At 45.2% G+C, this 13,024-nt stretch carries 12 protein-coding genes; 7 read left to right on the top strand and 5 right to left on the bottom strand.

Annotation, left to right across the window (positions count from 1 at the left end):
* Positions 1 to 3: 3 nt before the first annotated feature.
* From queE to MY523_RS18405, 3 genes are all read right to left on the bottom strand, one after another.
* Positions 4 to 696: a 7-carboxy-7-deazaguanine synthase gene (gene queE / locus MY523_RS18415; RefSeq protein ID WP_250656138.1), complete on the bottom strand. Its 693-nt coding sequence runs from the start codon at positions 694 to 696 to the stop codon at positions 4 to 6.
* A 24-nt stretch (positions 697 to 720) separates the two neighbouring features.
* On the bottom strand, positions 721 to 1,383 hold the full coding sequence (gene queC / locus MY523_RS18410) for a 7-cyano-7-deazaguanine synthase QueC (RefSeq protein WP_250656137.1): 663 nt from the start codon (positions 1,381 to 1,383) through the stop codon (positions 721 to 723).
* An 83-nt stretch (positions 1,384 to 1,466) separates the two neighbouring features.
* Entirely contained in the window at positions 1,467 to 4,115 is a 2,649-nt protein-coding gene (locus MY523_RS18405; protein ID WP_250656136.1) for a hybrid sensor histidine kinase/response regulator, read from the bottom strand.
* Between the two features lie 357 nt (positions 4,116 to 4,472).
* On the opposite strand from MY523_RS18405, the gene MY523_RS18400 reads away from it, so the two are divergent.
* The 4 genes from MY523_RS18400 to MY523_RS18385 all read left to right on the top strand — a co-directional run bounded on the left by MY523_RS18400 (position 4,473) and on the right by MY523_RS18385 (position 8,742).
* Entirely contained in the window at positions 4,473 to 5,153 is a 681-nt protein-coding gene (locus MY523_RS18400) for a hypothetical protein (RefSeq protein ID WP_250656135.1), read from the top strand.
* A gap of 149 nt (positions 5,154 to 5,302) precedes the next feature.
* On the top strand, positions 5,303 to 5,788 hold the full coding sequence (locus MY523_RS18395) for a 3'-5' exonuclease (RefSeq protein ID WP_250656134.1): 486 nt from the start codon (positions 5,303 to 5,305) through the stop codon (positions 5,786 to 5,788).
* A 268-nt stretch (positions 5,789 to 6,056) separates the two neighbouring features.
* Entirely contained in the window at positions 6,057 to 7,748 is a 1,692-nt protein-coding gene (locus MY523_RS18390) for a peptidoglycan-binding protein (RefSeq protein WP_250656133.1), read from the top strand.
* Positions 7,749 to 7,791: 43 nt separating this feature from the next.
* A complete protein-coding gene (locus MY523_RS18385) occupies positions 7,792 to 8,742 on the top strand; it encodes a hypothetical protein (protein ID WP_250656132.1) in 951 nt (316 codons plus the stop codon).
* Here MY523_RS18385 and MY523_RS18380 read toward each other — a convergent pair.
* Positions 8,732 to 9,550: a hypothetical protein gene (locus MY523_RS18380; protein ID WP_250656131.1), complete on the bottom strand. Its 819-nt coding sequence runs from the start codon at positions 9,548 to 9,550 to the stop codon at positions 8,732 to 8,734. The genes MY523_RS18385 and MY523_RS18380 overlap by 11 nt on opposite strands.
* A 193-nt stretch (positions 9,551 to 9,743) precedes the next feature.
* Here MY523_RS18380 and MY523_RS18375 point away from each other — a divergent pair, with 193 nt between their 5' ends.
* The 3 genes from MY523_RS18375 to MY523_RS18365 all read left to right on the top strand — a co-directional run bounded on the left by MY523_RS18375 (position 9,744) and on the right by MY523_RS18365 (position 12,194).
* Entirely contained in the window at positions 9,744 to 10,181 is a 438-nt protein-coding gene (locus MY523_RS18375) for a hypothetical protein (RefSeq protein WP_250656130.1), read from the top strand.
* Positions 10,127 to 11,143, top strand: coding sequence for an IS110 family RNA-guided transposase (locus MY523_RS18370; protein ID WP_250654847.1), 1,017 nt, complete (start codon positions 10,127 to 10,129; stop codon positions 11,141 to 11,143). Before MY523_RS18375 ends, MY523_RS18370 begins: the two co-directional genes overlap by 55 nt.
* Before the next feature lie 388 nt (positions 11,144 to 11,531).
* A complete protein-coding gene (locus MY523_RS18365) occupies positions 11,532 to 12,194 on the top strand; it encodes a hypothetical protein (RefSeq protein WP_250656129.1) in 663 nt (220 codons plus the stop codon).
* Here the strand turns inward: MY523_RS18365 and MY523_RS18360 are convergent.
* Entirely contained in the window at positions 12,184 to 13,005 is an 822-nt protein-coding gene (locus tag MY523_RS18360) for a hypothetical protein (protein ID WP_250656128.1), read from the bottom strand. The two genes, MY523_RS18365 and MY523_RS18360, sit on opposite strands and share 11 nt — an antisense overlap.
* Between the last annotated feature and the right edge of the window lie 19 nt (positions 13,006 to 13,024).

Genomic DNA, 13,024 nt, shown 5'->3' with positions numbered 1-13,024 from the left:
CACTCAGTCAATGCCCAGAATTTTGTGCATCTGCAAGGTTAACCGCCACTGAGGGTGCGCCAGACAATACTCTGTTGCCAGTCTCATATTGGTGGCCTTCTTTTCATCTTGACCGGCAATGACCAGAGGGTCGGCCATTGGCGATAAAAAATAAAACCGGGCATCAAGATCAGTAAACTTCTCTGGAGGGGCTAAAGGTTGAGGGTACACCAGCTTAACTTCATCACAGTGGTCAATAACCACCGCTGCATCTGCCTTCGGGCTCACACATAACCAATCGATGCCTTTTGGTGCCGGCAGCGTGCCATTGGTTTCGACTCCCACCTCAAACCCCAGCTGGTGCATCTCGTCTATCAAGCGCTCATTTAACTGCAGCAGTGGCTCACCGCCAGTAAATATCACATAAGGCTTAGCCTTGTAATGTGACTGTTTTTCCGGCTGCCCACTCATCCAAATGTCATCAATGGCGACGGCTAACGACTGCGGAGAATCAAATGTACCGCCATTTTGTCCGTCAGTACCGACAAAGTCAGTATCACAGAAATTACAAACGGCTTTTGCGCGATCCTGCTCGCGCCCATTCCACAGATTACACTTGCTAAAACGACAGAAAACAGCCGCCCTGCCGGACTGAGCCCCTTCGCCCTGGAGGCTGTAGAACATCTCTTTAACGCGATATGTATTGGTAGCAGGCATGATTTTCCTTCGGGGAGGTCTAAATTAGACCGTTTCGTATGGGAGTGGGTCTGTCATGCCGTTTTTGGCAAACGCTTCCAGCCGTTCCTGGCACGAACCGCACTTTCCACACGCCCGGTCTCGGCCATTATAGCAGGTCCAGGTCTTGCCATAATCAAGCCCCATTGCCAGCCCAGTGCGCAAGATATCGATTTTATTCTGGTGAGAAAAGGGCGCAATAATATCAACAGGCTCATAGTTGGCGACCTGGGATACCATATTCATTTTCTCGATAAACTCCGGGCGACAGTCAGGGTAAATGGCATGGTCACCACCATGAGCGCCATAGTAGACCGCCACAGCATGAATCGATACTGCATAACCAATCGCCAGTGAGAGCATGATCATATTTCGGTTGGGCACAACCGTCGATTTCATGCTCTCTTCTTCGTAGTGGCCTTCAGGAATTTCAATATCATCGGTTAAGGATGACCCTAACAACAATTGGTTAATCGCGGTGATATCAACAATTTTATGCGGGATCGCTAACTCATCACACACCTTTTGCGCATAATGAAGCTCTTTTGAGTGACGCTGGCCATAGTTAAATGACAACGCATAGACTTGTTTTCCTTCCTTAATCGCCTTGTGCAACAAGGTAAAGGAGTCCATCCCCCCCGAATAAATCACCACGACTTTTTCAGACATAGTTTCCCAGCTTAGGCATCGCTTTTCAGTTGTGAGTTCAAAGTCCGCTATTGTACGACTGCTCGCTGCCAGGGGGAAGTTTATTACTCGATAATACTAGATGAAGGGCTATTTGACGTGCTTTCTGAGTCACACAAATCGGAATTGGGTACCTTATTGTGTGTAACTGCGGCGCTTGCTTCCTGGCGCTTATGAGCATAAACCGCCATTTTCTTTCTCAGCTCTGCCGGGCGTATCGGCTTTGGTAACACCGCGTCCAACCCTACTTCATTTGCTCGACGATGAACTTCATCAACGACAGTAGCGGTCAAGGCAATAATTGGAATACGGCTGTATTGATCGCCGGGAATCCCGCGTATGGCCTGGGTCGTCTCATAGCCGTCCATTCCAGGCATTTGAATATCCATCAATATCACGTCATAAGAAGATTGCTGCACCATCTGAAGTGCGCTTTCTCCATCCTCAGCCATATCTGCATCCGCCCCCCAGCGCGACAACAGTTTCATAGCGACCAGAATATTCACTTTATTATCATCAACTAACAAGACGCGTAATCCATTTAGATCACCTGCCAAATCTGCTTCAGTTGATACAGTGCGTATTCGGTTACCTAGCTTGCCGACTGGCAATGTCAATTCAAACTGGAAGGTCGAACCATGACCTGCTTCGCTGGTCAGCTTTACTTCACTATCGTAAAAAGAGAGCAGACTTCGGGTAATGGAAAGTCCTAAACCTGTGCCTCCGAACTCCCGTGTCACGGAGTTATCAGCCTGGCTAAAAAAGCGGAAAATTTTCTGTTGCTTGTCGGGCATAATACCAATGCCGGTATCTGCGATACTAAACCGCAGTGTTACGTTTTCAGCTGCGGTACGAATAACTTCAATGCTAAGCTCTACATGCCCTTGCTTGGTAAATTTGACCGCGTTAGAGACAAGGTTATTCAATATTTGGGAAATTCGTGTCGGATCCCCGATTAAACATTCGGGCAACCGTTCATCGATATGACAACGCAACTGAATGCCTTTGTCTTCTGCCTGATAAGCCATTGATGACATAACACCTTGGGACATATCCCTAAGATCAAAAGGAACTTTCTCAAGAGATATTCTCCCTGCTTCAATTTTGCTGAAATCAAGAATATCGTTGATCAGTGCAAGCAGGCTTTCCGCTGAAAACTTCAATGTGCTTAAATTGGTTTGCTGATCGGCTCTGGGGGACTCTTGTAGCAGCAGGTCAGACAACCCGATGACCGCGTTCAATGGCGTCCGTATTTCATGACTCATGACAGATAAAAAATTAGACTTCTCCTCCGTTGCCATCTCTGCCATCTCTTTGGCTGCCAGCAGGGCGTCCTGGTAGGCGTGTTCTGTGGTCACATCCATAATGATGCCGTGGTAAATATTCAGTTCTCCACGCTGCTCAATGGGTGTAAAGACACCTGTAATCCACTTAATATCACCTTCCGGCAGCTTAACCCTAAATGAAAACTTCCACCCCCCATCACTGCCAACAGAGTCCATATAGCTTTTAAAAAAAGCGGCTTTATCTTCCTCAACAATCAACTCAAGCAGACTGTCACTGTTGTCCTGGCATTCGGCGGCAGACAAACCAATCAGCGATGTCACCTGAGGGCTGACATAATTAAACCACCACTGGTGTGTGGAGGCGTTAATGCACCATTCAACTATAACGCCGGGGACATTTTCGGCCATACTGCGAAAACGCCGCTCACTCAGCTGGACTCTGTACTCTGCTTCCTTCTCGGCAGTGATATCAAATAACGAAAGAGACACCCGCTTATCTAAGTGGGCCAAGCGAGAAAGTGCCGCCTGATGGCTTGTTGACCGATATGCATGAGAGGTTGCAGTACGCTCAATAGGCACAACTCTAGCCTGATACCAGCGCTCATTGGCCGGTGAAAAGTACGCTAGCTGACTGGTAACGCCGACAAACAAGGCCTCATCAATCATCTCTTTAAATCGCAAATAGAGCGCTGGTGGTAAAACACTCTGTATGGAAAGGTCGCCTGTCGCTTTTTCTGCAGTCGGTAGCAGGCTATCATCGCTGCCCCAAGCATCCATTATTCGGTAGTTTTCATCGATCTCGTAAACCACTTCATTCAGTGACGTCACGATGGTTTCCAGTTTCCGCTGGTTGTGCAGCGCTTGCTGCTCGGCTCTCTGGTTCTCCCTGATTAAACTCAGAACCATTAAAAATGTTGCCACAAAAGCACAGGGGATCGCAAAAAACCGAATAATAGACACAGACCCTTGCTGAAAGGTGTACTCAGTAAAAATGTGATACTGGGCCATCAGGTCAAGCACCGCTAACCCCGTTGCAATCACAACACTCAGTAATTGCTGCCACCGCTCCTGTGGCAAAAACAGTGCGAATGGCCCGGCAATACCTGCAAAATAAAATAAAAATACATAAGATGCTTGCCCAAGCAAGCTTGAAAGAACATAAGTCGAGCCGCTCAAAACGGCCAGAAAGAGTAATCGGGCTACAGTAAACCAGGAAAAGAAATTAGCTAACAATGCCAGTAGAAATAACGCAGACTCTATCGCAAAGATCACAGCGACCCCGGCGCTGTGAACCGACCAGATAAGTGAAGAGCAGAGCGCTGAGCAGATGAGCAGAAACAGCGCCGACTTGTTACACAGGCGAATGCGCGAAGCCAGTGGCCCCGGTAACCCTTCGGCGCCCCACTTCAGCGGGTTAGCTAAGATCATAATGCTCCCTTTAAGATACGCCATATAGCATACTACATTAAGCCAAACGCATATATTCAGGTTTTAATACTTATCACTGGCACGCCAGCAATTTGCTTTAAGCACCCGCAGTTACTTTAAACAGAGGCGTTCTAAAGCAATCACGGCCTATCAACCTTACATCAAGCCACTATTATAAAAGTGACCAGAACCTCATTTAATACAAAAAGCCCAACGGATATTACACGAATCTGCTATAACTATAATCTGCTACCACTATGATTAATGCTATACGCTTTCAAGAACACCGCCGCCCAGCCTCACATTTAAATAAAGCGTACTTGTGAACGTTGATTCTGTATTCCTTAGGGGGAAGATATGTCTTCAGACGCGACTATATTATCAATCACTGTGACGATTGTTTGCATTGCTGCAGCCTGCTTATCACTCATCGCCAGCTATCAGTTAATGAAACCCCAACCTGCAAAAGTTGCAGAAAAATCATCTATTCGTCCTTTTGCAGGCGCGCTACTGCTAGCCAGCATAGTACCTTGGACTCTGTTAGGCATAAATACGGGGGAGACCTCCATAATCGACGCAAATCCGCTAGCATCAGTTGAAGATATTGAAAGGCTGCCAACGACCTCGGCGGGTATTGCACCTTCGTTTGAGGAAATTCAAATCTCAGACTCAGCGCTCTCTGAGGCCTGGGCAATTACCGCTGCAGAAGAAATTGCAGAAGAGCCGAAAAACCCGGATTTTCAGAAGTTTAGAAACCATGTGACCCAACTGCTATTCAGTGCTGAGGGGTTCAGCTCAAGTGATAGTGCAATTCTGATCGACCTGTCACAAGATAGCCACAGAGAGATGATTAAATACCTGGCTGATGAGCGACCCGGACTACTAACCATTATTTACCATAAGCAGTATGATTCAGGTTCCAAGATGATCGTGTACTTTCCCGAAATCGCAGGTAACCAGCTAATCTATACGCCACTGACCGGCCCGGCATCAAACTCGCTGTCAAAAGTCTCGGTGCAAAATCCAGACAGCGAATAACGCCAGCAATGAATAGCACGAGTAATAAAATACCCAATTACAAATTGCAGGGGCAATAGCAAAACCGTTACTATAGCGACTTTCAGCCCCTTTCGACTTTAAAACAACAATCAAACGAGCACAGTTCCCCTTCGAAAATGAACTCTCCATTGCAACCTATTTTTATCGACTTTGAAGCATCCAGTTTGGATTTGATTTCAAGTTACCCTATCGAAGTAGGTATCTGCCTTCCGGATAGCACCACTCATAGCTGGCTGATTAAACCCCACGTGCTCTGGAAAGACTGGTCTGACTCTGCCGAGAATATACATGGCATTAGCCGTGCACAACTGCTGGAAGAAGGGATCGAGGTCAGAGACGTTGTAAACCAGATGAACAACCTGCTGAGCGGCGATATTTTTTGTGATGCCTGGACGTTTGATAGTTTTTGGATGCATCGCTTATTCAAAGCAGCAAAAGCCAAACCTGTTTTTCACCTGGACTCTATTTCAATGTTGCTCAACAGTGAGCAAATTAACCAGTGGCAAAGTGTACGACTTGAAGTTATCAACGAGATGAAGATTGTGACTCACCGAGCGGCCAATGATGCCCTGATTCTTCAAGAAACATGGAAGCGGCTGCAACATATTGAATAACAGATAAAAAAAGGGGGGGCATTGGAGCCCCCCTAAAGAGAGTTGATCTGGTTTGTGATTCACAATGCTGCGAGCCAACAAACCTAAAGACTACTCGAAAGGAGAAATGAAAAAGCGCCTATTGGCTACTTCGACATGGTGTTATTATCAGGCAGAGTCAGGATGACGTCTGTACGCGGAAGCCGGTAAATGAGTACGTAATACCCGTAACGCGTTACGCTTATCGTGAGCAAAAAAGTAAAATTACCCGTTCGGCAGGAGGCCGTCCATGAAAACACGCTTCATTATTCAAGGAATGATATATGACATTTATCCGGCAGGTTTTGATTTAAGCCGAATCGGTAAGCGTCTTGATTTCTCTAGCTCATCAAACCTGCTCAATGGGTTCCAAAGCTGCCAACAATTTGTAGAACAGTTACTACACTACAACCCCGGTGCAGCTTACCAGCTCTCTTCCGGCACTTTTTTTCAACAGCAAGTCAGCGATATTGTGCAACAGCTTGAAGCAGGGGAGCTAATCGCCGTCCAGCCAGACCAACAAACTGAGGACTCGCTGCACTCTTCTGGCAGCAGACTTAGGTCGGCCAGCATTTCAAAAGAGGATATAACAGAAAGCACCTCAATAGCAGGCCAACAAACCAGCAATAACCAGGCTCGGCTTACACCTAAAATTAAACATCACTCGTCAGCACAATCGCCACTCACGCAGAAGCCGACGCTCAATTACCAGGTTGCCGTTGAAGTGGCAGGCCAAAACCTTCCCAGAGATCAACACCTTTACCTTCACAAAACAGAGGCCGAGCAAGCAGCTCAGCAATTTGCTACTAACGACAGAGCACTTATGCACCGCAGTGAGGTGAGATTTCGAAATATTTCACAGCAACACCGGAAAGTCTCACTCGCGATCAACATGAAGAACGGCGCGTCACCGATGCTACTGCCTCTTATTGACAACATAGCACCAAGCAAGGGTGATCGTTCAAAGCCTGAGCACGATAATGTGATCATCCCTATTAAGCCAATACATATTGAAACCAGCCATAACTCAACCAGCAAGACAGCCCCCCTTAGCAATGGCTGGCTCTATTTATTTTGGAAGGGCACACTGTGGCGGGAGTTAGAAGTTCTACCAAATAGCGCTATGTGTGATTGCCGAGTTGAGTGGTATAGAAATCAAATTCGTTTTGACTCACAAAAAGCATCGGCTCTCCGCAAAGCAGAGGGCCGTTGGCTGAACAATATCTGGATACCATACAAAATACAGAATGAGTTTCAACTAGGGCGCAACGGCTTACGAATCGCATATAGCAAAACACAGTGGCCCTGGCATCGGATTCAGGCGCTTGAATCAGACACCAAAAACCTCATAGCAAACACCACCTCACTCGATGCGATACAACAGTACTCGGCACAGCAGCACTTTGACGCTGCCAGTGCTTCAATCAGTTCACTGGAGAGCGCGATGAACATCAGCCCAGGCAGCCAGGGTGCGAGAGGGGATAACCCAAACAGAATCGCAGCCATCTATTTAGAGCCGCAACCAAATCAACTCAACCTTAAACTGCATGACGCCACCCACAAAGTGTTAGCAGGAAAGCGCTATCAGCTCATAGCCGGTGATAACATAGTAGAGGGTGTCGTATCGCCAGATGGCACTATCAGCCACCCAATGCCATATCAGGCGACAGAAGGGGAGCTGCGCGTCTGGTGCGACAATGAGTCAGAAGTACCCAGTCACAAAATACCCATTAAGCTAGAGCAGCTTGCTGATATCAACTCCACAGAAGGCATTCAGGCCCGATTAAACAACCTCAACCATAGTGCCGGCCCTGTTGACGGAATCTCAGGGCCAAAAATGCTTGGGGCTGTCAGGCAGTTCCAGCAACGGCATCAGTTAGCGGTTGATGGAGATCCGGGACCAATAACTCAACAGAAGCTTAAACAGATACATGGGAATTAAAAACGATTTGAGCAACTCAGCTATATCAACAAGGACGTACGATATGAAGCCACACCATATTCTAAAAACATGGTTTGGGATGGACTTTGTCTTCCCTCACTGGGCACTCTATTGGCTGTTTTGGTTCTCACTGGTGATGATCCCGGTGCCCATGTCTTTTGCTCATCATTCAGGGCCTATCAGCTATAGAACAGGGCTATTTTTGGGTACTTACTTTACCCTCATCACCTTTTTCTTGGCCATGCTCGCCAGTTATATTGGCTACAAATACACTCAGTCAAAAGGGCGAACCGTTCCTGATTATCAAAACAAACGGTATCGAGTAATGGGGGCTATGCTAGGCACCGGCCCCTTTATTCTCTATTTTACCGGCTACCTGATCACCATTCCTTTCGGCCATGCCCCCAACTATGTTTTTACCTTAAAACCCAGCCCTCAGCTTGAAATGGAGCTTAACCATCTGTTGGGAGATGATACGATTGAATATACGCCGTTTGATTATTCGCTGGATGAGCAGGAGGTTACGTATGTGACGAATGGGATAGACTCAATGTTTTTTGATATTATTGCTCGCCCACGCAAATATCCAGAAAAAATAGTTACACTGACAAAGGGTGACTTGGCCTATACAAGTGCTATCAACAAACATAGACCTTTCGATTTCAAAGTAATCAATGGACACTGTTATATATCTACACCAGTAGAGTCATTTACCCCCAGAGTCATTGATCACCCCAAGTTTGAGTCGCCAATTACCATTTCAATCGGCAAAGAAGGCGAAATGCTAGTCGATGCCAATGGCGCATATAATGTGCGCTTCAACGCCTGTGGTGACAGATACTCTGTTGGTTCTGACTTCTTTAAGAGATATGCGCTTGAAGCATACTTACAATACCCTCACATATACAAAAGTAACTTAAAGCACATAAAAGTATATAGGCCTACGATTACCCTTACTCTCGAACACTTTGATGAACACATATCTAACTTCTAAGGGGCGTTCTGCTATCCAAGGTGATCCAGCTCATATCTTTATCTATAGTACTCACAACGCTCTTTACCCATAGAGCATCGCCCCTCCATGGCATTTGCACCCCTTTCTTTGGTTCTTCGGTATTAGGAGTAACATGTAATTTAATTCGGCACTCCAACAATAACTCTTCATCCAAAGGCAGATTTTCTGGGTTCGAAAATGAGTCTTTCGAAAAATCATGTAGCACAATTAGCTGATCTTTACCCTTATAACGGTTAATGTACTCACCTTTGGTGCTCCCACTTTTATACTGTTTGAGCTTAGATATATGCGAAATAGTATAAAATAACTTTTCTCCAAACTTTAGACTTGAGTACTTTTCTTTACCATCCTTATCATCTTGTCTAATGCGGAGCTCAATAATCAGCTCAGACTCTCCCTCAATAAAATAAGGCAAATCCACCGTTACTTTGGCTCTATTTCCTTTCATTTCATACAGATCAATTCCTGCCCGGCCTCGATTTCGACCCACCAGTTTCTTTTCCACAGGCATTAGCTCAAATTCTGCGTTGAGCGGGTATAGTCCATTCAGCAGCAGTTCAAGGCTTGCAGCCGGATATCGCTTCATAGGTTCGGTAAATTTATCTTCATCCCCCCAGTCATCTTGAAACCTAACACGGGTATTGGAGGCATTATTTGCGGCCATCATACCCGGAAGGTTGTCGACCAACGCATCAACAATACGCCAACTACTTTCGCCATTGGTTTCTACGCTGCTCTTGGGAAGCAGCGGAAGCTCAACCCTGATTCCAGTCGTGCCTCCTTGCATCAAGGCTACGGTTTTCTACAATGCCCTTGTAGCCGTGATGCAGCGAAGCGGAATCAAGGAAGAGCCTGCCGTCTTATATTTTCCACTAAGAACACGATTTCAGCTTACTATTTGCTATAATTCACCCCCTATTCTGTAAGTACAGAACTATTGGCGAATAAACACCAAACCAATATCAACAAGGACGTGTGATATGAAACCCGGTTACATTATAAAACACTGGCTCAAAATGGACTTTGTCTTCCCTCACTGGACACTCTATTGGCTGTTTTGGTTCTCACTGGTGATGATTCCGGTGCCCATATCTTTTGCCGATTATTCAGGCCCCATAAGCTATAGAACAGGGCTATTTTTGGGTACTTACTTTACCCTCATCACCTTTTTCTTGGCCATGCTCGCCAGTTATATTGGCTACAAATACACTCAGTCAAAAGGGCGAACCGTTCCTGATTATCAAAACAAACGTTATCGAGTCATGGGGGCTATGCTAGGCACTGAAAATCATAAGTCGCCTCCCTCGCCGAGGTATCCAGAGGTATACTCGAGAGGGCTTACACTCAACAAAGGAGACGGCTTATGCAACTTTACTGCGGAATCGATCTTCATAGCAACAATAGCGTTGTATCGTTAATTAACGATAACGACACTATTGTTCAAGAAAAGCGTTTAGATAATGATCTCAATGATATATCTAAACTATTAGCCCCCTACCAATCAGACATTTTCGGAATAGTTGTTGAATCGACATACAATTGGTATTGGCTTGTTGATGGTCTAATGGATGAAGGCTATCCAGTTCATCTAGCTAATACGCTTGCCATTCAACAATACAGCGGATTGAAATACACGAATGATTTAACGGATGCGCGTTATTTAGCTCACCTACTAAGATTAGGCATACTTCCTACGGGATATATTTACCCTAAAGCTTTACGTGCTATTCGCGATCTACTAAGGAGAAGGCTCTTGCTGGTTAAGCAACGAACCGCTCATCACCTTAGTTTACAAAGCATGATTAACCGGCACACAGGTGAGAGGCTTAATGCGAATAAGATAAAACATCTTACAGAAGCAGAACTGAAAGCTCACTTTTCAACAAGCGCAGCGCAACTAACTGCGTTGACTGAGTGGCATATGATGAAAAAACTCTCTCAGCAAATTACTACGATAGAAAATTTTGTTCTCAGAGAATGCCAGCAAGGGGAATTGTATTCAATTCTACTTAGTATCCCTGGCGTTGGAAAAATACTGGCGATGACCATTTTGCTTGAGACTGGACCAATTGAGCGTTTTCCTCGTGTTGGAAATTATTCATCTTATGCTCGTTGTGTGCCTTCCGATAAGGTCAGCAATGGTAAATCAAAAGGGAAAGGAAATACGAAGAACGGAAATAGATATTTAGCAATGGCTTTTGTTGAAGCAGCACATTATGCATCTATCTGGAATACTGATATAAAACGAGCCTATCAACGCAGGCTGAAGAAATCACCAACAATGGTTGCCAAGAAAGCGATAGCCAATAAATTAACGAGAGCGTGTTATCACATGCTCAAGGAGAAAACGATGTTTGATATTAAACTCGCATTTGGTTAAACAGCTTTTCAGGCGATGAGATCAAAAGGGGTATGGTTAACCTAGGGCTCTGAATATCCTTCGCCTGAACCTAATTTGGTTTAATGGAGTGCCCTCTGCATAAGCTCTCCGGAGACTGACTTCGAGTCTTTAACTCTGTACCAATTAGCTATGCAGGGGTACTGATTATTTAATGGGGTATGAATATACCAGGGGTAAGCGGCTTTGCGCGTTATGGGGCTCAGCCGTTTAGCCTTGATCCTGATGGGTGACTGAAGCACTTCATTTTGAAGTAGCACAACACAACTAAAATCAGGTGTACTTCATGACAGCCAAAACAGTTTATATTTAGGCATGGGTGCCACGACGCGCTTCGTTCAAACTCGTGCTATTGACAAACTAGCGACTTATGGGCGGCCCCTTTATTGTTTACTTTACCGGCTATTTAGCCACCATTCCTTTCGGCCATGCCCCCAACTATGTTTTTACCTTAAAACCCAGCCCTCAGCTTGAAATGGAGCTTAACCATCTGTTGGGAGATGATACGATTGAATATACCCCGTTTGATTATTCGCTTGATGAGCAGGAAATTACGTATGTGACGGATGGGGTAGATTGGAGCAAACTGGTAATGATACTGCGGCCTAGAAATTCGCCACAAGATATAGTCAAACTGAATCAGCCTGACCTAGACTATGTTAACAAGATAAAAAAACAGGAGCCGTTTGAACTGAAAATTGTAGACGGTGTGTGTTATTTTTTCGCCCAAGTAAATCAGTTCAAGCCTCGAATCATCAATCACCCCAAATTCAAAACCCCAATTATTGTCAAAGCTGGAGACCCCGGTGAGATGCTTGTTGATGCGAGAGGAGCATTTTTCGCAGAATACAACGAGTGCGAAGATGTTTACCCCTATGGTTCAGCAGATGCAGACCCATCTAAAGAGATAGCTTTAGAGGCATATTTTCAATACCCTTCTATACATAAAGACATTGAAAAATATCAAACATACGATAGAAGGACATTTACGTTTACGTTAGCTAGATTTGACTCATTTATAGCTAACTTCTAAGAATCGTTTTTTGAACAAGAGTCAACCAGCTCTTATTTGTAGATTCTGTGTCTGGAGAGTTTTCTAACCACAGCCTAGAACCTCTCCAAGGCATATGTACTTCTTTCTTTTTTAGTTTATTTTTAGCAGTAACCCTTAGCTTAATCCAGCATTCCAAGGTCACTTCTGGATTGACGCTCCCATCCCAAATATTTGCTATGGATTTGCTCGAAAAATCTTGTATAACCACAAGCTTTCTCCTAAAAGATTGGTCACAGATGTAAATCCCTTGTCTAGACTCTTTTTCATAAATTTCTAAGTTTGATATTCTTTTTATATTTAAAGTGGTGTCACCATCAATTGCAATTGCTGGCAGCTCACTCTTATTCTCTTCATCTTCTTCTCGGGCCACTCGTATCTCTATCGATAACTCCGACTCGCCCTCAATAAAATAAGGCAAATCCACCGTTACTTTGGCTCTATTTCCTTTCATTTCATACAGATCAATTCCTGCCCGGCCTCGATTTCGCCCCACCAGTTTCTTTTCCACCGGCATTAGCTCAAATTCTGCGTTAAGCGGATACAGCCCATTCAGCAGCAGTTCAAGGCTTGCAGCCGGATATCGCTTCATGGGTTCGGTAAATTTATCTTCATCCCCCCAGTCATCTTGAAACCTAACACGGGTATTGGAGGCATTATTTGCGGCCATCATACCCGGAAGGTTGTCGACCAACGCATCAACAATACGCCAACTACTTTCGCCATTGGTTTCTACGCTGCTCTTGGGAAGCAGCGGAAGCTCAACCCTGATTCCAGTCGTGCCTCCTTGCATCAAGGCTACGGTTTTCTAC

The sequence above is a fragment of the Alkalimarinus coralli genome (assembly GCF_023650515.1).
Lineage (GTDB): Bacteria > Pseudomonadota > Gammaproteobacteria > Pseudomonadales > Oleiphilaceae > Alkalimarinus > Alkalimarinus coralli.
Note: the sequence above shows the minus strand (reverse complement) of the source record. Positions and strands in the feature narration are given on the sequence as shown.

What these genes read in the sequence shown, in the direction of transcription:
- queE (WP_250656138.1), bottom strand. Translation starts at nt 696, where the DNA reads ATGCCTGCTACCAATACATATCGCGTTAAAGAGATGTTCTACAGCCTC.
- queC (WP_250656137.1), bottom strand. Translation starts at nt 1,383, where the DNA reads ATGTCTGAAAAAGTCGTGGTGATTTATTCGGGGGGGATGGACTCCTTT.
- MY523_RS18405 (WP_250656136.1), bottom strand. Translation starts at nt 4,115, where the DNA reads ATGATCTTAGCTAACCCGCTGAAGTGGGGCGCCGAAGGGTTACCGGGG.
- MY523_RS18400 (WP_250656135.1), top strand. Translation starts at nt 4,473, where the DNA reads ATGTCTTCAGACGCGACTATATTATCAATCACTGTGACGATTGTTTGC.
- MY523_RS18390 (WP_250656133.1), top strand. Translation starts at nt 6,057, where the DNA reads ATGAAAACACGCTTCATTATTCAAGGAATGATATATGACATTTATCCG.
- MY523_RS18385 (WP_250656132.1), top strand. Translation starts at nt 7,792, where the DNA reads ATGAAGCCACACCATATTCTAAAAACATGGTTTGGGATGGACTTTGTC.
- MY523_RS18380 (WP_250656131.1), bottom strand. Translation starts at nt 9,550, where the DNA reads ATGCAAGGAGGCACGACTGGAATCAGGGTTGAGCTTCCGCTGCTTCCC.
- MY523_RS18375 (WP_250656130.1), top strand. Translation starts at nt 9,744, where the DNA reads ATGAAACCCGGTTACATTATAAAACACTGGCTCAAAATGGACTTTGTC.
- MY523_RS18370 (WP_250654847.1), top strand. Translation starts at nt 10,127, where the DNA reads ATGCAACTTTACTGCGGAATCGATCTTCATAGCAACAATAGCGTTGTA.
- MY523_RS18365 (WP_250656129.1), top strand. Translation starts at nt 11,532, where the DNA reads ATGGGCGGCCCCTTTATTGTTTACTTTACCGGCTATTTAGCCACCATT.
- MY523_RS18360 (WP_250656128.1), bottom strand. Translation starts at nt 13,005, where the DNA reads ATGCAAGGAGGCACGACTGGAATCAGGGTTGAGCTTCCGCTGCTTCCC.